This is a genomic window from Microcoleus sp. Pol10D4 (assembly GCF_036701555.1).
In the GTDB taxonomy this organism is placed as follows: domain Bacteria; phylum Cyanobacteriota; class Cyanobacteriia; order Cyanobacteriales; family Microcoleaceae; genus Microcoleus.
This window is the reverse complement of sequence record NZ_JAUBRA010000063.1, coordinates 1-25,207: the sequence shown is the minus strand read 5'-3', so window position 1 is coordinate 25,207 and position 25,207 is coordinate 1. Positions and strand designations below refer to the sequence as shown.

The window sequence follows — 25,207 nt, the reverse complement described above, 5'->3', positions numbered from 1 at the left end:
CTCAAACCTCGATCCCCCCGACTCCCTTTAATTAATTATGGGGATGCGAGGCAGGGCTGTTTCATTCTCGCTCCGGGGCCAACCCCCGTCGTTGCCCCGATGCCTGAAACGCCCCTTCGATGATCGTCGGTGGGGGGTAGGAACGGGGAGTAGGGGTAGCACTACCCCTACAAAACCCTGATTTTCCTGAGAATGAAACAGCCCTGGGATGCGAGGGGGATCTAGACTCAGCTATAAGCCAGATTTAGGCCAAACAAAAGGGCCCAGAGTTAACTCTGAGCCCTTTTAATACTTTAAAGTAACTTTCAAATGGCTTAAACCATTGATTTTACGCTACTTTTTTTATGGAACTGGGCAGAATCGAACTGCCGTCCAAAGCGGGTATTTACCTTCCGATCGTTCACAGGTTTATCCCCTCTAATCCTCGGGGCGGGAACCATCTTTATCCTAAATGGGAGGATTTTCTAGTGATTGCTTTCCTAGCTAGCCGACTAGAAACGTTTAGCTAGGGCATCCGTTGGGGGTTGTTATGCTACCTTTAACGGAGTGAGGTGGCATACACTCTAAACCAAGCTCAAGAAGTTTTTAGGCTACAGCTACGGCTTTGCGAGCGAAAGGAACGATGTTGTTCGCATTTACTATTTTTTTTGAGCCGATATTAACGAGAGTAGACTCCCTCTCGACCTGCATCACGGAGCAGCTTTCGCCACCCTGTCGAAACCATTACAGCCCCTCGTGTGTTCTTTTATGATAGACAATATTTCGTGTTGCGTCAACTAGATTTTAGATTTTAGATTTTGGATTTTCGATTTGGGCACAAAGGTGAGTCGGGAATATTTACATCGTGCACCATTTTCTTGAACAGGCTTTCGGGCTTGTTCCACAAGAGTTGAGTTTTCCTGTGGGGTGGGCCGAAGAACCCGCCCAGGTTTATTGACAGTGGTCAAAAATGTCAGCGCTGCCAAGTTTAATGCAAGTTGTCGTCCCAGACGCCGATGTAAATCCGATCGCGCTCATTGCGTTCGATCGTCCCTTCCAGCGAACCCTTCCTAAACGTAAACTGATTACTCCGGCGCTGCTGCACGTCGCCGAGCCCTTGCAAAATCTCCCGGCTGGCGCCGCCCACCATCCCGTTTAAGGCGGTTCGCACCACCAAATCGTCCACCGACGGGGCAAAAGAACCCTCTGTTTGTACTAGCTCGCCCGAATCGCGATCGTAAATGTAGCCGAGAGTAATCCGATTTGGCAATATTTCGTAAAGTGCGGTGCGAGTATTTGGCCAATAGCCCCGCGCTTGAGAGTCAGTCGGTTCTCCCAATTCCGATAAAATCTGACTTTCCGCCGTACCAACGGCATACCCAGGGATTGTGGGAGTCTTTCGATCGTTGGTTCCCGGTTGTTCGCTGGGTGCGGGCGATCGATCTGGCGGCAACTCTTTGTCAACCAGTTTTTCCGTTGGTGTGGGTTCGACAGCTTCGGGAGAAGGCGCTGGAGTTAGCTCTGGGGCTGGTGTTGGAGTTTCAGCAGCAGGCGCTGGAGTTTCAGCAGCAGGCGCTGGATTTTCAGCAGCAGGTGGCGGAGTTTCTCTGGGAGGCGGCGAGAAAGGCGTTGGTGTCAGCGCGGGAATTGGTGCGGAGTTTGAGCGCGCGTCTGGATCAGCAGGGGCCGAATTGCGATCGTCCTGGGCCACCGGTGCGGGTTCCGAAGACGGCCGGTTGAGGAAAACCCTAGCAATTCCGACCAAACCTGCCACAATAAGTGCGATCGCCACGAACCCCAAAATCCACCAAACCTTGCGGTTGCCTTGCCCAGAAGACACCACAGCAGGCGCTGTTCTGGAACCTGCAGGCGACTGAGGCCCGTGTCCCGGAATCACCGCCACTGTCGGCCCGGTGCTCGGCGACGCTGCACCATGAGGCTGCCCGTGCAGCAGCGACAGCCACTCATCGACGCTAGCAGGGCGATTTTGAGCTTCTACCGTCATCCCCCGCATCACCGCTTGGCTGACAGCAGCACTTAGCTGAGGCTGCAAGTCGCGGGGTGAGGGCATCGGCTGACTGGTACGCAAAATTGCAGCCACAGGAACCTGTGCTGTCAGCAGAGTATAAAGCGTCGCCGCCATACCGTAAACATCTGTGGCGGGCGTATATTTTCCTTGAGCGAAATACTGTTCTGGCGGCGCGTAGCCGTCGGACACCATATTAGTGTGACTTTGAGTTGCACCGGGAGTAAACTCGCGGGCAATACCAAAATCAATCAGCACGACTTCCTGAGTACCTTGGCGCAAAAGAATGTTTTGTGGCTTGACATCTCGGTGCAGCAAACCCTTTTGATGAACAACTTTTAAAGCAGCGCCAATTTGAGTGATGTAGAGAATTGCAAGATTTTCTGGCAGCGGATTATTTGAACCGACTACATCGCCCAAATTCTGACCGGCTATGTAGTCCATCACCATGTAAGGCTGTCCGTCTTCCACAAAGAAATCGCTGACGCGGACAATATTCGGATGAACGCAGGAAGCCAACCGCCTCGCTTCGTCTTGAAACTTGCGATCGAACTCAGCAAAATTGGGTTGCTGCCGCAGAGATTCGTTGAGGGTTTTAATGACTACAGGCTGTCCTAAATAGCGGTGATTTGCCCTGAAAGTTATTCCAAAGCCGCCGCGGCCCAATTCTTGTTCGAGGGTGTACTTTCCACCCTGTAAAGTTTTGCCGATTAGCGCATCCATAGGTTCAGGCGATCGCGTACCAGAGAATATGGCTGATTATGGCACGTATAGTGGGATCTCCTCACCAGTCCAAAGAGCGATCGCAATCCTCGATCGGCGTTGCCATTCCTTCCCGAATTGATTCCCGCCATCGTGCTACAACTGCCCCAGCAATTTATCGTAGTCTGTGTGTGAACCAACCCAAAACCAGATCGCAGTGTCTCCATCCAACTGACCAACTGCTCGATAGTTTTTGCTAATTCGGGCTGAGTAGATTGGTAAGTCTGGATGCACCTTCTTGAAACGCAGGCTTGGATGACTTGGGTTTTCCTTGAACTGGCGATACGCAGCGCGCGTCTGCTGTTTAACTTGTTGGGGTAAATCAGCAAATAATTTACGGAACTCGGTTGTAGTGCGTGAATTCACAATGTTTCTGGATCGAGTTCTTGGGTTTTGCCTGCATGATACTCACCCATTGCGGTCGCTGCGAGTTTAGCAAGAGCATCGGGGGAACGGGAGAATGCTTGATCCCAGCGCCTATCGTCTTCAAGTTCTTCCAGAATCATTGAAGCGAGGGCATCTTGCTCGCTGGCAGACAATGTTTTCAACTTGGCGATCGCACGTTCGAGTAACTCAGTCATGGCTACCACACTTTTACAATGAAAATGGCATCCTATCCATTATCCCTTGTTTCAGGCAAGTTGAGGGTAGGTCGAACAAATGGCAGGCTAATTATCATCATTAATAACTACGGGAGACGCACTTCTATGTTTTTTACTAGCTTTTTCATGCACTTCAATACATCTCTATATCTCGCCAATGCCGGAATTCCACTATTCAGTCAGAGTGTTGTCTATCAAATTGTTTTGCTAATTCCCATTATCGCGATAGAAGCTTATATTCACAAAAAACTACTCAATGTGAGTATTCTAAAAGCAATTTTTATTGCTTTTATAACAAATATCATATCGACGATTGGGGGAGGTTTTATTATCCTATGTATTGGGGCGTTTATTGGACATATCGTCTTCCACACAACCGTGCCTGTACAGCCTGGTTCTTTTCCATTTCTGCCGTTGGAAATTATGATTACACTCATTCCTATGTTTTTCTTTTCCGTTTACCTAGAATTATTAATAGGGAGTTTGGGACTGAAAATAATTGAAAAAGGCAAAGTTAATAAATCATTTTTCATAGCTAATGTATTCACTTACTTAATGCTTGAGGTATTAGCTTTTACCCAACTTGTCAAGGGATATATTGAAGGGCGTGGCTAACCAAAACGTTCTATATCGTCGGATCGCTGATTGACATCTTGAGCCGCCATCATTGCATTGATGTGGGTAAAGATGCGATCTAATTCCCCAATGGCATCGAGTTCGGCTCCCTCTTCTGCTATTAGTTGGTCTGCCTTCTTCTTCTCTAACAAATTTTCCATGCGCTGTTGGAGCGATTCACTAAATTTGAACAACTTCCACCGATCGACTTTTTCAAGGCAAATCTCATTGATTAACGAGGAGGGTTTGTTGAGAATTGAAACCATTGTAGGCTCCCAGCTTCGGGTTTTAGGTAGTGACTAGATTATAGCTTTTATTCAATCTGGCAGATTTAATGCTCCAACCGAGAACCTTCAAATTACCACCAAAACCAGTGACTTAAACAGCCAAACGGCGTTACAGTTCAAGTCGGATAATATTCATCCCTGCTTATTTGCCATCGCCATATCTTGCCTTCTTCAGGATCGTCCACCTCTGCAATGAACTTCATTCCCACTTTTTGCAACACCCTATTCGAGGCATTTTTTTCAGCTAAAGTGTGGGCGATGACTGCTTTAACCTCCTCGTGAGCGAAAGCATAATCGATCATTCCCTGTGCCACCTCCGTTGCCAATCCGCGATTCCAATATTCGGAAGCAATTTCATAACCTATCTCTACAGTCCCCGACTCATCAGGTGAGCCTGTGAAACCTCCGTTGCCGAGGAGCACTTCATTTTTTGGATGAATAAAGAAGTAGTTTCCCCAGTCAGTTGGAGGCGGATTGGATTCGCAAGATTTGTCAGCAGGGAGGGAAAATGCTTCCGGGAAATGAGGCCAGCTATTAGGCACTACGACATTTAAAATTGCTGCAAGCTCGCTTTTATTGCGCGAGAAAGCTTCTAGGTGAATCCTTTCGACGGGAAGTAGTTGAAGATTCGTAGTTTTAATCATTTTTCTACCTTGTTTAACAAGGATGAGATCACACTATAGGCCCTATCGAAACGCTTGTCTCGGAACCCTTGCGAGTTGGTAAGCCCCCCGACTGTCCAACAATTGATATTGATTTGGTTGCAATCCTAATTGCACAAATTTCTCTGGATATCCCAGCACCAAAATAGAGGGAGAATTTGGGTTTTTAGATTCCTTAATGTAGTCGATCGCCTTTTGGACAGCTCGGTAGTAAGTCACCGGCTCTTGGGTATAAAAAACCAGACTTGGTTTCCAGAAACCAACCATAATAAACTCTTCCCCCGGCAGTTTTTGTTGAACCGCAACCTGCGCTAACTGTCTCAGAGGTAACTGGCGGTTGATATCGACCACTTTGTAGGCTGGAGTAAGACCAAAGATGATAAATGCTACTAACCCAATGAAGTTAGCAACCAAAATCCAGCGCTGTTGCCGCTTCCAGAGTAAAAGTGCGATCGCCACCGCTGTAGTTATCCAAATCGTACCGCCGACAATCAGCAATCCCGACTGCTGAATTGCTTGGGGAAAATTGGGCATTGCCGGGTCGTCTCCCAGCCAGTTGTAGCTGTAGAAAGTTGCTCCGGCTATAATTAGTAAAAATACGACATTGAAAATGTATGTAACTAACAGCCCTCGCGGTAAAGAATTCGGTTTTTTTTCTAACTTGGCCCGCCTGTTTTCGGGCTCATAGCCTGCAATAATATCGCTCCACAGCAGCGTTACCAAAATCGCAGCGGCGGGGATTAAAGGCAATACATAACTCGGCAATTTGGTCACGGCGATCGTAAAAAAGCCAAAGATGCACCCGAACCAAAATAGGGCAAATAAACTCAACTGAGCCGATCGCGGTTGACGGCGCCAATAACTGCGCTGCCAAAAACGGGTGCGGGCGATCGCCACCGGCAAATAAATCGACCAAGGTGCAAAACCAACTAGCACTACAAAAAAGTAAAAATACCAAGGCGCGGAGTGCTTGTTGACTACTCCAGTAAAACGCTGGAAATTGTGATAGCCGAAAAAACTGTCAATATAAGTTTGACCGTTGTCTAAAATAACCAAAATGTACCAAGGCAGGGCGATCGCCAGAATAATTAAGATTCCCGACACTGGACGCATTTCGCGCCAAAGTTGCCGAAAATTTCCCAAATAAAGCCCGAAGCTGCCAACAATCAGCGCTGGCACGACAATTCCCACAGGCCCCTTAGCCAGAATTGCTAAAGCAATTAGTACGTAAAAAGTCAGATACCACTTATTAGGAAATCGGGAAGTGGCAACGGTGGAAAATTCTGCTTTTGCTCTCTGTTCTTCTAAAGTGTAACCGAGAAAAAATGCCAGTAGTGCCGAACACATACAACCGACTAATAGCATATCTGAAACGCCAGTCCGTCCCCAGGCAATAGTTTGGGGATTTAAAGCTATTAGGGCCGCACCAATCCAGGGAGTAGAAAGAAAAATAGGAATACTAGGAGAGGGGGAGAGTGGGGGAGTGGGAGAGTGGGAGAGCGAGGGAGGAAAGACAGTTACATTCATCCGTGTATCCGTGTCCGAATCAGTGTCGTGCCCTTCTTCCTCCTTCCTTCTTCCTTCTTCCTCCTTCCTTCTTCCTTCTTCCTTCTTCCTTCTTCCTTCTTCCTTCCATAAGGTATAAAATCCGAGGCAAGTCAGACCGATCGCGCACAAAGCCGAGGGAAGACGCACGGCCCATTCGTTAACGCCCAGAGTGCGGTAAGCCACCGCCATCAGCCAGTAAATTAACGGCGGCTTGTCAAACCTCGTTTCGCCGTTGAAATAAGGAGTGATCCAATCCCCTGTCACCGTCATTTGACGGGCGGCTTCGGCAAACAGCGGTTCGGTTTCGTCAACTAAACCGATGTTGCCGAGATTCCACAAGAAACCTACCCAGGCGATCGCGCACAGCCATAAAATCGATAGCAGCAAAGGTGCGATCCTCTTCGAGGGCTTCGCTAACGGGCGATTTCTAAACTCTGACAAATTTTTAATAACTTCCTTCACCCAAACTTCCTGCGATTTTAGATTTAAAATTTTAGCTCGCTTAGAGAGTCTACCGAAAGATTCGCATTCTCGAAACTCCCAACTCGATCGAATCTGGTTAAACTCAGATGTTGCACCATTCTCAACAAGCCTTTCATGAACAGGCCGGAAAGCCTTTTCTTTAAATGATGTGGCTATGTGAGGTTAACTCACATAGCCACACCCTTCTCAACAAGACCGGATCAATCGGCTTTCTCGACCAAAATCTCCGCACCAGCAGCTAAGCGTTCACGGCTGCAAAATTAATTGCCATTCTCCGGCTGTGCTGTTCCAAGCCGGCGAGGGTGTCTCCCCGGCGACGAAAGGCCCCCAGTAGCGGCGAGAACCATCCTGAGCAAAAACCACCAGAATGTCTCCCCGTTTGACTTTTAACTTGCCCTCCGGCAGCGATAGCATCAGTCCCTTGCCACCGCCTTCCCCCGGCGCAAAATCCCAGTGCGCTGGTTTTCCATAGGATTCCTTGGCTTGCCGTTTCGACAGCAGGGCCACTCGCACTGGGTGTTCGCTGCGGTTGCTGACGCGCAAAAGACCGGAGGCTTTAGCATCTACAGGGATTGAGGAAAGCAATTCCTCCTCTGACTCTGGGGGGGTTGGTGTTGAGTCGGGCTTGGGCTCGCTGGCGGTGTCTGCAGAAGCTGTCGCAACTGGGGAAACGGGGGGTGTGGGGGGGTATGCGGTGGCTTGTGAGGGCCAATCGCTCGACTGATTTGAACCGTTGGAGATAGTGATTTCAAAACGTCCTAGAAACATTCCTGTAATTAGGACGATCGACACTCCAATTACGATCTGGTAAATTTTAAGATTCATAAATTTTAGGCTTACAGGATAGACTGCACCGATAATGAGTCTTAACTATTTTTAATGTAAAACCAGGGGCTGCTGTGCCACAAGATACAGTTACACTTAATTACTTGACCGTTCTCGGCTATAAGTCCGCGATCGCTCAATACCATCTTAGATGTTAAATTTTAGATTTTAGATGGCGACATACTGACCCCGGTAAGAATTTGGAGTTGGTAGGGAGGGGCATTTGTTTACTCATCGGTATAGCTTTTAATGCCAGTTGAAAAAAAGAGTGCCATTGTAGACCCGTACTCCCAACCCCAATACTCATCAGTAATTCGACATCTCAAATCTCACATCTCAAATCTCAAATTGTATAACTTTTATGCAGAATACCCGAATTAACCGATTGATTGATGTTCTGGGCGATCGCTTCCGAGGCTGGCTCAACAATCCTTGGCGACGGATTTCGCTCCTGCTAATTAGCTTGCTGTTCGGCACTTTTTTGGGAACTGCTATTTCGACGATCGCCGGACAATCTGCGGATTGGGATATTATCGCGGCCGGGCTGTTGGTGTTGTTGACCGAGATCGTGAGCTGGCTGGTTTACGGCAGCCCGCGGCCTGTAGCCCGTTCTTTTTCGGTGGATATGCTCTATGCTCTGAAAATTGGCGTGACTTACAATTTATTTGTGGAGGCTTTCAAACTAGGCTCTTAAAAAGAGGGAAAATATTGGTCGGTTGTAGATAATATTTATATAAACCTACGCTTAAAAATTTTTGAATCTGTAGTGCCGAGTTGAGTGTCAGTCTATGTGATATTTTAGACTTCGGTCTGGGCCCTCAGTCGAAGGATTTTAGATTTGAGGTGTATTCCACAGATGAATTTGGGATTTTGAACTAGGGTCTAAATTTGGGATCTCTCCACGACAGGAGTTGGGGTTTGTATCCGTTTTGGGTGGGGTCAAATATTTGTCAATTGCAGATAGTATTTGTACAAAACCCGCCCCCGCATAGAGAGTTTTTAGGATATGGATCGATCGACTGTAACCCCTGTTGAAATTTTACATCGGTGGCAAGCTGGCAATCGCCCGATCGCTCCCGACTTAGATCGACTGGCTTTGTGGGAACTTGCGGATGATGTGCGCTCGCGCGCTTTTGGCATTACTCCTGACAGTGTAGCCGAGGTTGTCCGCTGCAAAACCGATTTATTCTTTTCTATTCTTGACGAGCTGCATACTTTCCCGCTAAAGTCAACTGTTTTCCTCGAAACTTTGTGGAATCTTTGGCTACCGCTGGCAATGCAATTATCGACTGCCAAACAAAGTGTAAACCGTCCTTTAATCCAAGGAATTTTAGGAGGGCAAGGAACCGGAAAAACTACTTTATGCCAAGTTCTGAGGCTGATTCTGGGAAAATTGGGATATTCTACTGTCAGCCTTTCTTTAGACGATATTTACAAGACTTATGCCGATCGCCAACAACTCCAAAAAGCAGACCCGCGTTTAATTTGGCGCGGCCCCCCCGGCACTCACGATATTGACCTGGGAATCGCAGTTTTAGACAAGTTGCGCGGTTCTCAAACTCGCAATTTAGCAGCAGTTGAAAATCCCCAATCTGATGCCTTCAAACCGGATATAATTAAAAATATAGAAATTCCCAGGTTTGACAAATCTGCCTATGGAGGTGCTGGAGATAGAAGTCAACCCGAAATTATTTCCGGTGCGGATATTGTACTTTTTGAAGGTTGGTTTGTCGGCGTGAATCCGGTGGTTGATGCCAAATTAAACGAGTTTTTGGCAGGTGCACCGTTTCCGATTTCCACAGAAAGCGACTGTCAGTTTGCGCGCGATATGAATGGGAAGCTTTACGACTATCTACCGCTGTGGAACCGATTAGATCGGTTGATGGTTTTGTATCCCCAAGATTATCGCATTTCTCGAATGTGGCGCAATCAGGCGGAACAGGAAATGATGGCGACGGGGAAGTCGGGAATGTCAGAGGCCGAAATTCATCGGTTTGTCGAATATTTTTGGAAAGCGCTGCATCCCGAGTTATTTATTAAGTCGATGGTTGAAAAGGGCGATCGGGTGGATTTAGTAATTGAAATTTTGGACGATCACAGTGTTGGCAAAATCTGTCGGGCGATCGACTTAAAATTAAGCGATTAGGGAGACTTAAAATTAACGGTTTAAGCACACAACAATGTTGTCTCGTTACCGTATTGCAGCCCTTAAGGACACAACAATGTTGTGTCCCTACTGTATTGCAGATTATCGTTCACTCACTTGACAATTCAGGACTTATACGAAAAGTAATTTGACGCGCGAATTATAGGGGTAAGGCGCGCCATAAGCACCCTACAATACAGAAGTTTTGTATCGAGGATGGAGAATTTCTAAATTAACTGCCGGGAGTACCACGATCGATCGCTTTCTGCATCAAATCGTCGGTAACTTCGCCCGGTGTACCTGTGGGCTTAATTTCCTGAGCCATCGAACGAAAATCATTGGGATTGCCGCTTGTATCTGCCGGCTTTGCAATATTATCTTGAGCAGCGGGAATAGGAAACTTAGGTGCAGTTGCAGCCGCGGCAGCTTGAGCGCCGGCACCTGTGCGATCAATTTCACTAACGCTGAATTCTTTAGAAGCTTCGTAGTCTGCTGATACATTAACTGTCGGCAACTTTTGTTCTCCAGCTTCCGCGCTTTCAGTGATCTGCTGAGCGTCAAAGTTTTCAGTATTATTGACTTCTGTATTGATTTGAGACATAGCCGACTCCTTGCTAGTTTTATTTAACAATTCACTGTATCAATTATTACTTTACTCCCCGGCTTTTTCATCTACCCGCAGATGTATCGTTGGCTTCTATCTTAAGGATGGTTTATTCTAGGTTAGTGCCTTAACATTACATCACTTTCCGAAAAGAATGCAGCTTTAGGCAAGCTCCTAACCCTTACATACTAAGGCATTACCCATTGTTTAATCTAAAATCTAAAATTGGAAATCTAAAATCGTATTACCTCTTGGGGATGGTGACGGGCACTTACAAATCTTGATATTTATATATTCTGGAAGCATTTTTAAGGAATTTTGTTTATGAACTCACCCGCCGCGACCAATCCTCACTCTCTCTCCAACGAGACTCAAAACATCCTTCAGACAATCAACGGGTTGGGTACAGATGAAAAGCTGGCACTGCTCTACTTTGTTTATGAAAAAATGGGAGATTCAATTACACCAGCAGCTCCCACCGCCGCCGACCCACAATTAGCTCCCATGCTGCTGGATGATTTTTACAAGCTTTCCCATGACCAACAACTGAATATAATGCGAGGGATTGTCAACCGCGACGACACGCCCTATTCTCACGCTTACGGAGCTTTAACTGCTAACAATCAGTTGGTGGTTTGGTATGCTTGGGCTATTGGTATGGGGGAAACAATTGTCGATATCCCCGAAGGATATGAGGCAACTGAGGCTGTCAATGGCGTGTTGGGTCAAATTGAAGGTCTTGATTTTGAACAGCAAATTTCGGTGCTGCGCGACGTAGCTAATAATATGGGCTACACCGATGTTAAACCAATTTCTACTCAGGCGGAAGTAGGGAAAACTTCTAGTCTTTAGAGAAGACTCGGCGGTTCAAACCGCTGCTAAGAGCCAAACGCAGCCTGCGGTGCGACTGAGCTTCGCCTAACGTCCTCCGCAGACTGAAGAATAAAGGAGACATTAAAACCAGGTTTTCTAGGATGAGCGGACATAAATAAACTTCATTATGTCCGCAGGTTTGTATACTAAATCCGGTTTTAATACTTGCTTTTTTTAGTTGGATGGGTATAGTATGTCATTGCGAGCGCTCGCGAAACAATCGCTAACAATAACTATTATATCACTCTTGATCTCAGCAATTTGCTGTAAAAATAATACCAGTTTAACAAAGTCTTGCTACAGCAGATTTCAACTGAGTGCAAGTGAAGTATATTCACTCCACCCGCCCTATCGGGAACACTCCCCTGATACAAGGGGAGGAGAGGAAGCAGGATTATTCTTGTTTCCCTCTTTAATAAGGGGGGACTTGCGGGGGGGTGAATTGGACTTTTGCAAGAACTCTAATCATCAATCTTATACCAATTGTTAAAAATCGAAGCACCCCACGCCGGACTTAGGTCTTGCGATTTCCATACAGATACTCCCGTATAATCTATATGTAAATTTATTTTTTAGCAACGGAAAATTGGCTCAGGAAGTTAGTTTTTTCGGATAAATTTTTTGCGGGAATTCTATCCGAAATGTCGAACCTTTTTTGGGTTGACTTTCGACTCTAATTCTGCCGTTCATCATTTTGACTAAAGAGGCAGTAATCGCTAGTCCTAAACCGGTGCCTGGATACTGGCGAGTTGTGGTTTGGTCGGCTTGATGGAATTTGTCGAAAATGTGGGGAAGATCGGTTTCACAGATGCCGATTCCTGTATCCCGAACGGTGATAATTAGCCGATCGCGATTAAATTCCCGCACCTCAATGTAGATGCTGCCCTGATGTGTGAATTTAACCGCGTTGGAAACGAGATTGACCAAAATTTGCCGCAGGCGCAACTTGTCATTAACTATAAGCTGATTCTGCAAGCAGACGCTGACGGACATTGCCACGTTCTTATCGGTGGCTTGATTTCCGAATTCCAGGGCGACATCCATTACTAAATGCGCTAAATCAAATTTTTCAATTTTTAATTCTGTGCGGCCACTCTCGATTTTGGAGAGGTCGAGGATATCGTTAATCAGCAGTAGCAGATTTTTGCCGTTATCTAAAATGCGCCCCACCATTTGTCTTTGCTGGGCGGTCAGCAGTTGTTTGTGCTGGCGCAGCAGCAATTGGGAAAAGCCGATAATCGCATTCATGGGTGTTCGCAATTCGTGGGACATAATGCCCAAAAATTGCGATTTTAACTTGGCTGCTTCTAGCAGTTCCAATTTTTGCTGTTGAATGCGTCGCCCCTGATTTTCTAGTTCTTCCTGCTGACGAATTAGCAGCTCGTTTTGCAAGTCTAAAAGCTGTTCCTGCTTTTTTAATTTTTCGATCGCCAGCGCGTTGTTAATGGCGATCGCAGCTTGTTTTCCCATCACCCCCAGCAGTTGCTGAGTATGCGCGTCAATCGCCGTGCTGTCTTTCCCGTTGCCGATGGCCAACACACCCAAACGCCCGCTTTGCCCCGACTCGATCGCCGCTGCACAAGCCGCCGCAGGCAGCAAGCCTTTGCGGCACTCCGACCGCCACAGTAAAGACTCTCCCGTCGCAAATGCTTTCCACAGCAGCTTGTTTTGCACGTGCGGGGTTTGGCCCCCACCAAAGTTTTCCGTGCCCCCGACAGCGCTGAGTTTGAGGCCGCTGCAATCGGACTCCAGGAGAGCAACTAGGCAAAATTCCGCTCCTGCGATCGCCTCCACAGTCGCGTCCGCGATGGCTTGCAACAATTCACCCCAACTACCCGCCCGCTGGCTCAATATATTTGTAAACTGCTCTATCACCTGTAAATCCCGCCCAGCCTCTATTACCGTCCGGGCTTCGCACAATTTTTCTGGTTTGAAGTTAGCTTCCGAGCACGCTTGATGGCGCCAAAACTCTGGTTCTGCTTGGGGCTCGGCTTGACTTTGTTTGATCTGCTCCATATATATGTAGGTTCCCAGCCCTTCCAAAACTTCCTGACTGTCTAGATTAGCGGGCCCTCCTCTGGCCAGGTTCCATCGGTAAGTGTCTTCTCGCGTCTGCAGACGAAATATAATTTCGTAACTTGGTGGTTTGAACTTAGAAGTGTGCGATCTCGCCAATAAACGAGGGCGGTCTTCTGGGTGGACGCGCGCCAGATAGCCGAAACCCAAAGCTGCTGCTGCTGGTACCCCGGTGTACTCTTCCCAGCGCTGACCTAAATAAGTCGCCCAGCCGTCGGCATTTGTTTTCCAAACTATGTGAGGAATTGCCGACCACAGGCGATCGCCCTGAGTTTGGCAGTCGCAAACTTGCGGTTGGGGGGATTTTATTTCAGATACTTTGTGTATGATTTCCGAGTCGGAAAACTCCGACTCAAAAGACTTATTGGCGTGATACTGAGTCATAAGAGGTTTTATCAATAAGCATTAGACTTGAGCCCTAACACCGGTTAAAGACTCGTGCTGCTAGCTTTATTGATTTTGACGACCCAAGTGCATCAAAATTTTTTATACTTTAAATCTATCTGGGTAGTGGTATCTTTACCTCTATCAAGGGGCGGACAATGAGATAATTCAGTTAAACTGTTAAAACATTGAGAGCTTACCGGTCCCGATCGGACTCGTGCAGGCATCGCCGCAAAATAACTTAAAAATTAACTTGCATTCTTGGCGGCTGCATGAGTATGCTTTAAAATGATGTGCGACCTGTAAAACCCTAAATCAGGACACATTCTCAAATTTTCTCAGTTTAGCTGAGTCAGTTGACGATATTTTAAAAGTTTAGCGGACTATTGGAAGAAAGATGAGTAAAATTCGCGTTGCTTTGGTAGAAGACCATGACCTGACAAGAGTCGGCATCCGCACAGCTTTACAACAGCGTGACACGATAGAAGTTGTCGGCGATGCAGCTAACGCTACAGAGGGATTGAAACTGCTTCAGTCTTCAAAACCTGACGTGGCAATTGTAGATATTGGCTTGCCGGATTTTGATGGCATTGAACTGACACAAAAGTTTAAAAAATCGGTAGCGGAGTCCGATCCCGATACAAAAATTTTGATTCTGACTTTTCAGGACAATGAAGAAGAAGTTCTGGCAGCTTTTGCCGCCGGAGCTGACTCTTACTGCATGAAAGATATTAGCTTCGATCAGTTATTAGATGTAGTAAAAGTAACTCACGAAGGTAACTCTTGGATCGATCCCGCGATCGCCCGTATCGTCCTGAAACAAGCTCGCACTCAGGAACCTGCGCCGGAAGAACCGAAGGCTGAGGGCAAAAGAGTCACAATTAAGGCTGCCGAACCAGAGTTTAGTCACATCATTGAGACTTACCCTTTAACCGAGCGAGAATTAGAGGTTTTGGAACTGATCGTGCAGGGTTACAGCAATGCTGCAATCGCAGAAAAGCTGTACATTACTGTCGGTACAGTCAAGACTCACGTCCGCAATATTTTGAACAAGTTGTGCGCTGATGACCGCACTCAGGCAGCCGTTCTCGCCCTGCGTTCTGGCTTGGTTGGATGAAGCCTTATCATCAGGCAAAATCAAGTTAAAAGTAGGGTGCGCTGGGCGCACCTTACGGCCACTGATTTAGGGTGTGCAGTGTACACCGACTGACTAATTGTTACCCAAAAATTAGGGCAGGCAGTGTGCACCAGCCGAGCAATTGTTTGTTGTTAAAAAAGGATAAATTTTAAAGCCGCATCTATCCCAGTACAGATATTTTTTTCAATATTTAAAAAAGAAAATCTACCTTAAGATAGATGCTAAAAAAGTATCATATTACTAATATTTATTATTGATCTATCCCCAGTTAGATAAATTTCGCTCGCCCTGCCAATATTGCGCGATTTCACTTCATAAAAGGCGCAGGCAGAGACCAGATTACGATACTTTTAGGAATAGTTAAGCCTTAAATAAATTATATCCGTAGAGTGATGCTGAGTTCGCTTAAATTTGCGAAATTAAAAGTATCAACTGCTACTGAAATATTTTAGAAAGAGGTATTATGGTCGCTCCAATTGAATTCAAGTTATTTGCTCCATACAACAAAGGAGCTGCCTTGATTGGCTCTTTTTCTAATTGGGAAGAGATTCCGATGGAAAAGGACGAAGAAGGTTATTTTCGCACGCGAGTTAAGTTGGAAGATGGCGTTTATCAATACAAATTCCGCGTTCAGTCGAAAAGCTGGTTTGTGGAAGCAGATCAGTGGGTAGATGTGGTCGATCCCTACGCGACTGACATCGACAATCCCACTCAAAACGGCGTTGTTCGGATCAAAGATGGCGATCGCATTGTCGATACCTACGTCTGGAAACACGACGACAAACCGCTGCCAGCCGATCGGGAATTAGTGATTTATGAAATGCACATTGCTGACTTTTCCGGCGGCGAAGATGATCCCTTCGCCCGCGGCCAGTACAAGCACGTCGTCGAAAAACTCGATTACCTAGTGGAACTCGGCGTCAATGCGATCGAACTCATGCCCCTCAAAGAATACCCAGGCGACTACAGTTGGGGCTACAACCCCCGCTACTTCTTCGCTGCCGAGTCCAGCTACGGAACCACAGAAGAACTCAAAAACCTGATAGACGAGTGTCACGGGCGCGGTATTCGCATCATCATGGACGGGATTTACAACCACTCGGAAGCATCGAGTCCCCTCACCCAAATCGATCACGATTATTGGTACCACCATGAACCCCGCGATCCTGACAACAATTGGGGCCCGGAATTTAACTACGAATTCTACGACGAAAACTTAGGAACTTTCCCAGCGCGCAAATTTGTTGGCGATACAGTCCGCTTCTGGATTCAAGAATATCATCTCGACGGCATTCGTTTCGATGCGGCGCGACAAATTGCTAACTACGATTTCATGCACTGGATAGTTCAAGAAGCCAAAAATGCCGCCGGCCCAAAACCGTTTTATACCGTTGCCGAATACATTCCCGAAAATCCCAGCATCACCAATCTAGACGGGCCGATGGACGGCTGCTGGCACGACAGTTTCTATCACTCCATAATTCCACAACTCTGCGGGGACAATTTTGATTTAGAACGGCTCAAAGAGGTAATTGACTGCAAGCGGCAAGGTTTCTTGGGTGCTACGAATGTAGTCAATTATTTGAGTAATCACGACCACGATCGCGTTTTTGCCGAATTGGGCGATCGCGGGATTTTGGATGAAGCCGCCTTCAAGCGGGCGAAGTTGGGAACGGTGGTGTTAATGACAGCAGTTGGCGTGCCGCTGATTTGGATGGGCGAAGAATTTGGCGAATACAAAGCCAAAACAATTGAGCAATCTAAAATTGACTGGACGCTGCTAGGAAATGACCTCAATAAAAGTTTGTGGGAATACTACAAAGGCTTAATTCACCTGCGTAAAAATAACCAAGCACTTTACACAGAAAACATCGATTTTTTCCACGAAGACCCCGACTCTAAAGTTTTTGCTTACACTCGCTGGAACGATGAAGGTTCGAGAGTTGTAGTAGTGGTGAATTGGTCGGAAAATTATCTAGCGGGTTACACCGTTCCCAATTTCCCGGCCAACGGAACTTGGCACGAATGGACGGGGAATTATGATATTGAATCTGGCGAGGATAATATTATGATCGACTTGCCGGAATACGAAGCAAAAGTGTTGGTTTGGCAGTAATATCATTTCCGGTTACACCGGAATGATGTTGACTGTTGACTGTTGACTGTTGACTGTTCACTGTGAGTCAACAGTCAACAATCATGAGGAGTGCAACCGGAATCGATATTATTTCCCAGATTGATTTTCTAGACACAATTGGGTTATAGCCGCCGCCGGTATTGGTTTGCTAAAGAAGTAACCCTGGCCCATATCGCACTGATGCGATCGCAAAAACGCCAACTGTTCTGCTGTTTCCACTCCCTCAGCAATCACCTGTAAATTCAGGCCCTGTCCCAAGGCGATCGCCAGTTTCACAATAGTAGCACCGTTGCTGCCCGTCACCAAATCTGCCACGAAGGATTTGTCTATTTTTAAATTATTGAGGGGAAAGTTTTTTAGAGACCACAGCGAAGAATAACCGGTGCCAAAATCGTCCAGAGCAATGTGAATTCCCATGTCCTGCAACTGCTGCAATACCGACACCGTAAAGCTCACATCTGTCATGGCAATGCTCTCGGTAATTTCTATTTCTAAATACTCTGGATTTAACTTGGTTTCTGATAAAATTTCAGCGATGATTTGTACCGTGTGAGGTTGCAGAAACTGGCGGGCTGATAAATTCACCGCTATCCGCATCGGCGGCAATCCCAGTAACTGCCACGCTCGATTTTGCAAACAAGCAGTCCGCATCACCCATTCGTCAATTTGGCAGATTAATCCTGTTTCCTCAGCTAAGGGAATAAATCGATCGGGAGGAATCAAACCGCGTTCGGGATGCTCCCAGCGAATCAGAGCTTCCATGCCCACTATTTTGCCAGTATTTAAATTTATTTGCGGTTGATAGTGCAGGACAAACTCTGAATTTTTTAGAGCTTTGTAAAGATGATTTTCTAAGTTAAGATCCTCGGAGACTTTACTGCCGATCGCCTGCGTGTAAAACTGATAATTATTGCGACCTTTCTGTTTAGCTTTGTACATCGCAGCATCAGCATTTTTTAGCAAAGTTTCTGCATCTTCTCCGTCATAAGGAGCCAAAGCAATTCCCAAGCTAGCCTTAATATAAAGTTCCAGACCTTCAAAATCAAAAGGACTGCTTAAACTCTGGATAATTAGCTGGCAAATTTTAGTTGCTTCCTCCGGGGTGTTGATATTGTACAGCAGCACAGTAAATTCATCCCCGCCCCAACGAGCCATCGAATCGCCCACGCGCAAACAGTTAGTCAAACGCCGAGATACACTTTGCAGCAACAAATCGCCCACTGGGTGACCGAGAGTATCGTTAACATTTTTAAATCTGTCCAAATCTAGAAAGATTACCGCCAGCATTTCTCCCTTTTGGTGAGCGCTAGCTAAAGCTAAAGACAGCCTTTCATTAAACAGTAATCTATTAGGTAAACCAGTTAATGGATCGTGAGAAGCTTGATGTCGGATCATCGCCTCGACACGCCTCTGCATTGCAGCCATGTACAGGTGAGTTCCTAAAGATTGCGCTAGCTTCTGTTCTTCGCTAGTCCACTTTTGAGCTTCGCCTGTTTTGATTTCTTTCCAAGCTGCAAAGGATTGTCGGGGACGATCGTGCCGCGCGTCCGAACTGCAACGGCCCGCCCACAAAATTTCGGTTTGTATAGGGCTGCGAAAAACGGTGAGACAGCCGATGCACTGTTGGCGATATTGCAGCGGTACTGCCAAAAATGATCGAATGGAAGCTGCGACTAAATTGGCAGATACAGATTTAAGTTGAGGTTCCTTAGAAATATCGGAAATTGGGTACAAGTGCGGTACGATAAAACTGGAAACATTGCTGTCAATTGAACTGTAATGCTGGGAATATAGATTTTCAAAAATACCTAATTGGCCGGTATGATTAGCAGTTTGTGCTTGATCGTCTTGGTTCGCCATCCCCATGATCTGCTGCCAAAATGGGCTGAGTTCAAGGTCGATGTCGGCGGGCTGCTGGCCACAGGTATAAAGCAAAGGCGGCCGATCGCCAAACTCGGCTGCAATGTAGAGTCGCCCTCCTGAACCACGCAAATGCTTGACAGTTTGTTCGAGAACTGCTTTCCGAATTTCGTTTAGTTCCAGAGGAGAATGCAGCAAACTGGTAATTTGGTTGATAACGGCTTCGTCGCGCGCTTGCTGTCTAGCTTGAGTGAGTAGAAAAGATTGGGCGATCGCAATTGAAAGTTGATCGACAAGCAACTGCACCATTTTCAATTCTCGATCGCTAAACCGTTTCGGTTGGCTATGGTGAGACACCAACAGTCCCCAAAGGCGATTTTGATGCAAAATCGGCACCGTCAGAGAAGAACGTGCCCCCATAGCCTTCAGATATTCAGCGTGACAGGGGTCTACAGGACGATAGCTAATATCTTCAACTGCTAAAGTTTTGCCGGTTTCTGGACAATCTAACCGATTAATTGTTTGATGCTTCAATTCCACATCTACAATCACTCGCTGCCGCGCTTTGAGAAACATTTCCCGAGCACTCTGGGGAATGTCGCCTGCTGGAAAGCGCAAACTCAGCATAGATGGCAACTTGTCGCCGTCGATCGACTCAGCAATCACCTCGCCACTACCGTCGGCCTCAAAGCGATAAACTTTTACTCGATCGCTTTCTAAAAAGCTGCGGATTTCTCGGGCAGTTGTCGTCAAAATCTCTTGCAGTTCTAAAGAGTTGCGGATGCGATTAGTAATTCGATTGAGTAAAATCTCTTGTTCTAAAGTCGATCGTGACATTTGTCTAACTTTGTTGCGGGTCATGCCTTTTGATCTCCCGGGCTGTTGACAGCATTTTTGCGAGCCACAGTCTTAACTTGCCCTGTATTATACATTACAATATTTTCGCTCCGTCTAGGGGCTTGACCCAAAGCAAGAGCGCGAAACTCGGTTTATGGGGATATTTCCGCTTTTTCGACAAATTTCGGTGATAAACCGATTTTTTCACAGCACTTAGAAGGCAAGGAAAGAGCGATCTGACAATTAGTGAGGACGAAAGTCCGATCGAGTTCGATCGGGACTTTCCTCCTCACTAAAAAGCAATTGCAGAGCTACAACACAAAAGGTATAGAGAAACCGGGTTGACCAACCAGTATTCTGCCCTTATGAGGGATAATACTGGTTGGTCAACCCGGCTGGTAAGTATTTATACCTTAAAAGGTCTCGTTAAGCCGACTCCCAAAGGCCCCGAATTCGGTCGGGCAAAAAGCCAGCTATTTCCTGAATTCGCTCCTGCGACAGCTCATCCTTCGTTGCCGAAAATACAGCCGCGATCGCAGTTTCCGGCTTTACTCCCGAAGGAAGTGAGCCTTCTAGTTCCACCCTCCGTGCAAACAAATTGCCATCGATCCCCGCAGGTGCAGGCGGGCCGGTCAAAGGCTGACGTATCCGGCTCAGCAATCCCACCAGCGGATTGGTATCTTTCCAGAGGTCTGCTATTTCTTGTTGCAGGGTTTTGTCATCCGTAGGCAAGACTTCTTTGTGCAATTCAGATTCCACGTGCTCGATGGCGTCTTTTGTCATCACATCACGCATGACCCGGTACACTACTTCGGTAATGTCGCGGGCATCAAAAATATCCTCCAAGTGACCTTTTACCATCACTTTTTCCAAAAACGGCATATCCTTTGAAGCGATAGGAACTGCCGATCCTTCCTGGTGGAGCGATGTCGGAGGATTCGTCTCCATTTTGTGTAACAGTTTGCGGCCTTTGTCTGTTAAGTCAGCTTCTTGAAATGCCACTAAAGGCGGCACTAACTCAGCTCCTCCATAAGGCTCGCCACTAAACTGAGCTTTGATAAATTCTCTTTGGTTGAGGTAGTCCAAATGACCGAGCAAGTCCGCTTCGGCCACCGGGTGACCGACATATTCTTCGGCTGCGTTCCTAATTTCCGACTCTCCCCTGCCGTTGCCGCTGCCAATCTTTTTCAGCAAAATGTAAGTCAGGTCGTCTCTGATTGGAATTGTCATTAAAACCTCCTAGGTTAATATCCGGTAAAGCTCATGTAAAAACTTAATTTTTTTACTGGCTTAAATTGTGATAATTACTACTTAAAAACATTGAAGTCTAAAGTAGAGTAATCAAGTATCTCTCAGCAGGTGGAAGTTATTAAAATTAAATGTCAGTTAGAATCTTCCTTTAGGTAGATCCTTGTATGGGAGCCCATGTTTAATGTGGTTAATATCCTAAAAAGCTGTCGCCACTATTCAATGCTATTAAGCGAGGATGCTTTATTGGTAAGATTTTTCGTCTTTATTGCGTATTTTTACCAAGGCTGAGGCACCCAGAGGGGCTGAGCCTTGGTAGTTGGCGCTGGGAGATGTAGAATTAAGCAGATGCTATGGGGTCAATCAACTGCCGTCATTTTGCCTGCAGCTTGTAGCGATATTGTATCGGCTTAGACCAAAAACTGGTCATGGGAGAGCTAGAAATACGAGCCAATCTGTGTCAAGTGCCGCAGCGCCACTTGAAGAATGCCTCGGTAACAAATTTTTTGAGCGTTTCGATCGGCATTTATGAACTACCCTAACTGGAGCAATGAATTGGAATCCTCGTCTCTCAGTAGCGGTCAACCCCCGGTTGACAAGCGTCCTGTAATTTTGGCTGTAGACGACAATCCGGACAACTTAGAGCTGCTGACACAAATACTCGATTTATTCGGCTGCGACTGCGTGGGAGCAGTTGACGGGTACGCGGCTCTTTCAGCAGCAGTCGATCGACAGCCCGACCTAATCGTACTCGACATTTGCCTGCCGGATATAGACGGTATGGAAGTAGTAAAGCGCGCCCAACAAAACCCCGAGATCAGACATATTCCGATTGTTGCTGTCACAGCACTAGCAAAACCAGAAGACCGCGCTCGAATTCTCGAAGCAGGCTGCGTGGAATACCTTTCTAAACCTTTTAACATCAAAGATTTAGAAACAGTTATCCGCCAGCACATCAACTCTCCAATGGTTTTGGTTGAGTTTTAGATTTATAATTAGAATCACGAACTTGAGGTGCAGAGTCCAAAATTGCGATCGTTCCAGTGCGGCCTGTCTCCAAGGTCGCATCGCGGAGCAAATCAGTCACTCCCACGCCCAAAACCTTTTGGATTAATTCTTTCAGTGGCAATTCCAGAAGAGATTCTAATTCTGTCCGCACCTGCAACGCCAAATCTTGCTGACCGTTCTGAGCCAGAAGTTTTTCCGGTTGAGTAAGCCCATTTTCGACAACAATTATCAATTTGTTATCCAAAAGATTGCAGAGCGCCTGACTCGTTGGGTGTCCGAGTTGAGAGCGGTACAAAGCTTGAATTCCCTGCGAAAGAGTCCGTTCTAATTTACCCCGAGTAGGTTCTAAGGTTTCCCCTGTCATATATTTTATTGAAACCATGAAAGATAAAAAAAGACTGTTAGGAGTTAACAGTTAGCAGTTAAGTTAACTGTTAACTCCTAACTGCTAACTATTAGAAATAACCGTCGCGTTAGCCGACAGTAACTTCATTAGTTTCTACCCCAGTAGCACCCTTCACACCTTTAGCAATTGTCACCAACTTGTTGACAATTTCCTGACTGGGAACTGTACCTTTGAGAACCACCGTAGTGCCAAGTTGAGCCACATAAACAGTCTCAATATCCGCCACATCTGGATTTGCATCGAAAGCCTGAGCCACCCGTTTAGCTAAACCGCTTTGATCGTATTCTCCGTTCAATCCCATGCGTTCCGGCGGGATTGTCTGAGCGCTCGCAGCAGGTTGAGCTTGAGCTTGAGCTTGAGCAACAGGTGCTTGGTAAGCAGGAGCGTCAACAGTTTCTTGATTTTCTAGTTTTTCTAAACCAAACAATCTTTTTAACCAGCCCATAGAGTTTGTCCTCCGACAAAGTTTGTGTTAATTGACGTGTTAATTGACGTGTTAATTCACGGTTGGCAAATCGCCCTGTAATTGTTATTCTCAATACCAGGAATTACGATCGCACTTTTGGATGCAGAAACCGAGTTTTTTACAAAAAAGTATCCTTACAGCCATCCACCTAGGTATAAAAACCCGGTTTGTTGAGTTTGGTGCGCCCGTTCTCAATACAATTTACTGTTGTACAACTACGCCGATCATCTGCCTGGAGACATAATTCTCCGGCTCTCAAACAAATACTTGGGCTGACCATTCCGGCAAATCAAACTTAAACCCTTCCTCCCCAACTTCTACTATTTTGTTAGACATCCACTCGTGCCAAGTTCCCCCAGCCGGAAACTTAGGAATGCTGTTACCAGATAGATAAGTATCCGAAAAATTAGCGACAACTACTGCTCGCGTTCCCTCATCGCTCCAGCGGTAATAAGCCAGCACTTTGGCTTCGGGATTTTCGTGGATGAATTCAATATTTTCGGTATAAAGTGCCGGCAAATGTTGCCGCAGCCGAATCACGTGTTTGTAGTATTCCAACAACTCATGATTGGGCTGATTTTTCAACAAAGACCATTGCAGTTTATTCGGCTGGTTGGGAGTTTGCCGAGTAGATTGCCCCAACTCTTCGCCCATCCACAGCATCGGTATTCCTACTGCTGTCACTAACAAAACCGCTGCCAATTTAGCGCGTTTAAAAGCCGCTTCTGGGTCTAGAGTCCGAAAGCTTTCTTCTGCCAGCAAGTGGTCGCGGTCATGACTGGCTAAATAATTGATAACATTAGTTGTGTTTTGATAGCCTTGTTGTTTGGGTTCCAGAACTTGCTTGAGCTTTTCGATATCGAAAGTATCCCCCGCGAGATTTTCTATGGCAAAAATGCGAAAACTTTCGTGCCAGCACCCGTCCATCGGCCCGTCCGCAGCCACGAGTTCGGGAAGTTCGGGAATGTGTTCTGCTATGTTGTAAAATGGCTTGTCGCCTGCGGTTTTTTTCGCTTCACGAGTTATCCAGTGTAGGAAATCTCGATTGTCCAACTGCCGCACAGCATCGTAGCGAATGCCGTCGATATGATATTCTTGAATCCAGAAATTAACGACATCGCCGATGAATTTCCAAGCAGGACGAATGCCGAGTTTGGGGTCGAAGTTTTCGTAGTTAAACTCCGGGCCCCAGTAGTTAGCGGGATCTTCGGGATAGTGTTTGTCGCGGTAGTACCAATAATTGCGATCGATTAGCAATAAGGGACATTCTTCATCGCAGTGGTTGTAAATCCCGTCCAGAATCACCCGAATGCCCCGTCCGTGGCACTCATCAATCAATTGCTTCAAATCTGCCGTTTCACCGTAGCTGGACTCTACAGCAAAGAAATCACGGACTTTGTAGCCCCAGCTATAATCGCCCGGATATTCATTAACTGGCATTAGTTCGATCGCATTTATTCCCAAATCGCACAGATAATTTAATTTCTCCCTCACATCCTGGAATTTACCGCGACTGTCGGAACCATCCGACCCGGAAAAATCAGCAACGTGCATTTCGTAAACGACTAATTCTTCATTATTGGGGAGCTTTTTGTCGTCGTGCTGCCAAACATAGGTATCAATAATTCGTTCCCCGGCTTTGATACGAACTGTACTTGTATCAGTAGTGCGGTCAATTTCAGTCGCGTAGGGGTCATTGACTTCTACCCATTCGTCCGGTTCAAAACATGGACTTTGCGACTGAACTCGGAATTTGTATTGATAAATACCGTCTTCTAACTTAATGTTAGTGCGGAAATAACCTTTATCATCTTTTTCTAAGGGAATTTCTGCCCATTTGGAAAAGGAGCCGAGCAGTGTAGCTGCTTTGTTGTTCGGAGCGAAGAGTTTGAATTCAATTGCAGCGGCCATGAATACCTTGTTTGCAGAACTTATAAGTGTGATTAGTATTGATTTTTACAATTTTGCAAATCTGCCGCCATCGTTCTTAAGAGTTAAACCTCTAACTCTTATGTTGTAACGTGCTTGGGGGCGCACCCGGAGGATTTAGTAGTGCGAACTCTAGCGAGTAAGGTGCGCCCCTAGTCACTCGGAAACCTGATTTTAATCAAAAATGTAGTTAAAGTAACTAAAAATTATTAAGTGCTATTTATGAAAAATAAGTAGCTAGACAAAATTAATTACATAGTTTTCTCCAAATTCTTTCAGGATTTTTTCCACAGAGGTAACAAAAGT

22 protein-coding genes and 1 other RNA gene are annotated in these 25,207 nt (G+C 46.3%); 7 read left to right on the top strand and 16 right to left on the bottom strand.

The features are described 5' to 3' along the window. Window positions 1-342 precede the first annotated feature (342 nt). The 5 genes from ssrA to QUA36_RS24655 all read right to left on the bottom strand — a co-directional run bounded on the left by ssrA (window position 343) and on the right by QUA36_RS24655 (window position 3,348). Window positions 343-733: a transfer-messenger RNA gene (gene ssrA / locus QUA36_RS24675) on the bottom strand. A 234-nt stretch (window positions 734-967) separates the two neighbouring features. Further along, window positions 968-2,728 carry a protein kinase domain-containing protein gene (locus QUA36_RS24670; protein WP_333459405.1) on the bottom strand — a complete coding sequence of 587 codons (1,761 nt, stop codon included), beginning with the start codon at window positions 2,726-2,728 and terminating at the stop codon, window positions 968-970. Further along, window positions 2,716-2,859, bottom strand: coding sequence for a hypothetical protein (locus QUA36_RS24665; RefSeq protein ID WP_333459404.1), 144 nt, complete (start codon window positions 2,857-2,859; stop codon window positions 2,716-2,718). Before QUA36_RS24665 ends, QUA36_RS24670 begins: the two co-directional genes overlap by 13 nt. 4 nt (window positions 2,860-2,863) lie before the next feature. Continuing rightward, window positions 2,864-3,133: a ParE family toxin-like protein gene (locus QUA36_RS24660; RefSeq protein ID WP_333459403.1), complete on the bottom strand. Its 270-nt coding sequence runs from the start codon at window positions 3,131-3,133 to the stop codon at window positions 2,864-2,866. After that, window positions 3,130-3,348 (bottom strand): hypothetical protein, encoded by a 219-nt coding sequence (locus QUA36_RS24655; RefSeq protein ID WP_333459402.1) that lies wholly within the window; start codon window positions 3,346-3,348, stop codon window positions 3,130-3,132. The genes QUA36_RS24660 and QUA36_RS24655 overlap by 4 nt, the downstream gene beginning before the upstream one ends. A gap of 24 nt (window positions 3,349-3,372) precedes the next feature. Here QUA36_RS24655 and QUA36_RS24650 point away from each other — a divergent pair, with 24 nt between their 5' ends. Beyond that, entirely contained in the window at window positions 3,373-3,984 is a 612-nt protein-coding gene (locus QUA36_RS24650) for a hypothetical protein (protein WP_333459401.1), read from the top strand. Here QUA36_RS24650 and QUA36_RS24645 read toward each other — a convergent pair. The 4 genes from QUA36_RS24645 to QUA36_RS24630 form a co-directional block, all read right to left on the bottom strand. Next, window positions 3,981-4,250, bottom strand: a complete 270-nt coding sequence (locus QUA36_RS24645) for a hypothetical protein (RefSeq protein WP_333459400.1) — start codon at window positions 4,248-4,250, stop codon at window positions 3,981-3,983. The genes QUA36_RS24650 and QUA36_RS24645 overlap by 4 nt on opposite strands. A gap of 137 nt (window positions 4,251-4,387) precedes the next feature. Then, on the bottom strand, window positions 4,388-4,915 hold the full coding sequence (locus tag QUA36_RS24640) for a GNAT family N-acetyltransferase (RefSeq protein WP_333459399.1): 528 nt from the start codon (window positions 4,913-4,915) through the stop codon (window positions 4,388-4,390). Between the two features lie 42 nt (window positions 4,916-4,957). Further along, window positions 4,958-6,943 (bottom strand): glycosyltransferase family 39 protein, encoded by a 1,986-nt coding sequence (locus QUA36_RS24635; RefSeq protein WP_333459398.1) that lies wholly within the window; start codon window positions 6,941-6,943, stop codon window positions 4,958-4,960. A gap of 267 nt (window positions 6,944-7,210) precedes the next feature. Beyond that, window positions 7,211-7,789: a hypothetical protein gene (locus QUA36_RS24630; protein ID WP_333160622.1), complete on the bottom strand. Its 579-nt coding sequence runs from the start codon at window positions 7,787-7,789 to the stop codon at window positions 7,211-7,213. Between the two features lie 361 nt (window positions 7,790-8,150). Between QUA36_RS24630 and QUA36_RS24625 the strand changes: the two genes are divergently transcribed. Together QUA36_RS24625 and QUA36_RS24620 are read left to right on the top strand one after the other, a co-directional pair. Further along, window positions 8,151-8,483: a DUF565 domain-containing protein gene (locus QUA36_RS24625; RefSeq protein WP_333160624.1), complete on the top strand. Its 333-nt coding sequence runs from the start codon at window positions 8,151-8,153 to the stop codon at window positions 8,481-8,483. Between the two features lie 312 nt (window positions 8,484-8,795). Then, complete coding sequence (locus QUA36_RS24620) at window positions 8,796-9,935, top strand: glycerate kinase (protein ID WP_333459397.1); 1,140 nt, start codon at window positions 8,796-8,798, stop codon at window positions 9,933-9,935. Between the two features lie 232 nt (window positions 9,936-10,167). Here the strand turns inward: QUA36_RS24620 and QUA36_RS24615 are convergent, their stop codons facing one another. Further along, window positions 10,168-10,536: a hypothetical protein gene (locus QUA36_RS24615; protein ID WP_333160628.1), complete on the bottom strand. Its 369-nt coding sequence runs from the start codon at window positions 10,534-10,536 to the stop codon at window positions 10,168-10,170. A 327-nt stretch (window positions 10,537-10,863) separates the two neighbouring features. On the opposite strand from QUA36_RS24615, the gene QUA36_RS24610 reads away from it, so the two are divergent. Beyond that, window positions 10,864-11,391, top strand: coding sequence for an orange carotenoid protein N-terminal domain-containing protein (locus QUA36_RS24610; protein WP_333459396.1), 528 nt, complete (start codon window positions 10,864-10,866; stop codon window positions 11,389-11,391). 612 nt (window positions 11,392-12,003) lie between these two features. Here QUA36_RS24610 and QUA36_RS24605 read toward each other — a convergent pair. Further along, window positions 12,004-13,872 carry a PAS domain-containing sensor histidine kinase gene (locus QUA36_RS24605; RefSeq protein WP_333459395.1) on the bottom strand — a complete coding sequence of 623 codons (1,869 nt, stop codon included), beginning with the start codon at window positions 13,870-13,872 and terminating at the stop codon, window positions 12,004-12,006. A 397-nt stretch (window positions 13,873-14,269) separates the two neighbouring features. Between QUA36_RS24605 and QUA36_RS24600 the strand changes: the two genes are divergently transcribed. Together QUA36_RS24600 and QUA36_RS24595 are read left to right on the top strand one after the other, a co-directional pair. After that, the gene (locus QUA36_RS24600) at window positions 14,270-14,989 is read left to right on the top strand and encodes a response regulator transcription factor (RefSeq protein ID WP_333057024.1); all 720 of its coding nucleotides are present in this window, start codon (window positions 14,270-14,272) and stop codon (window positions 14,987-14,989) included. Window positions 14,990-15,473: 484 nt separating this feature from the next. Then, complete coding sequence (locus QUA36_RS24595; RefSeq protein WP_333459394.1) at window positions 15,474-17,126, top strand: alpha-amylase family glycosyl hydrolase; 1,653 nt, start codon at window positions 15,474-15,476, stop codon at window positions 17,124-17,126. Window positions 17,127-17,234: 108 nt separating this feature from the next. Here QUA36_RS24595 and QUA36_RS24590 read toward each other — a convergent pair whose 3' ends face one another. Beyond that, on the bottom strand, window positions 17,235-19,844 hold the full coding sequence (locus tag QUA36_RS24590; RefSeq protein ID WP_333459393.1) for an EAL domain-containing protein: 2,610 nt from the start codon (window positions 19,842-19,844) through the stop codon (window positions 17,235-17,237). A gap of 426 nt (window positions 19,845-20,270) precedes the next feature. After that, the gene (locus tag QUA36_RS24585) at window positions 20,271-21,074 is read right to left on the bottom strand and encodes a DUF2267 domain-containing protein (RefSeq protein ID WP_333459392.1); all 804 of its coding nucleotides are present in this window, start codon (window positions 21,072-21,074) and stop codon (window positions 20,271-20,273) included. Between the two features lie 546 nt (window positions 21,075-21,620). On the opposite strand from QUA36_RS24585, the gene QUA36_RS24580 reads away from it, so the two are divergent. Next, window positions 21,621-22,079, top strand: coding sequence for a response regulator (locus tag QUA36_RS24580; RefSeq protein ID WP_333459391.1), 459 nt, complete (start codon window positions 21,621-21,623; stop codon window positions 22,077-22,079). Here QUA36_RS24580 and QUA36_RS24575 read toward each other — a convergent pair. The 3 genes from QUA36_RS24575 to QUA36_RS24565 all read right to left on the bottom strand — a co-directional run bounded on the left by QUA36_RS24575 (window position 22,048) and on the right by QUA36_RS24565 (window position 24,883). Next, window positions 22,048-22,482 carry a DUF2294 domain-containing protein gene (locus tag QUA36_RS24575; RefSeq protein ID WP_333459390.1) on the bottom strand — a complete coding sequence of 145 codons (435 nt, stop codon included), beginning with the start codon at window positions 22,480-22,482 and terminating at the stop codon, window positions 22,048-22,050. The genes QUA36_RS24580 and QUA36_RS24575 overlap by 32 nt on opposite strands. 91 nt (window positions 22,483-22,573) lie before the next feature. Beyond that, the gene (locus tag QUA36_RS24570) at window positions 22,574-22,951 is read right to left on the bottom strand and encodes a BON domain-containing protein (protein ID WP_333160649.1); all 378 of its coding nucleotides are present in this window, start codon (window positions 22,949-22,951) and stop codon (window positions 22,574-22,576) included. Between the two features lie 276 nt (window positions 22,952-23,227). Next, a complete protein-coding gene (locus QUA36_RS24565; RefSeq protein ID WP_333459389.1) occupies window positions 23,228-24,883 on the bottom strand; it encodes an alpha-amylase family glycosyl hydrolase in 1,656 nt (551 codons plus the stop codon). Between the last annotated feature and the right edge of the window lie 324 nt (window positions 24,884-25,207).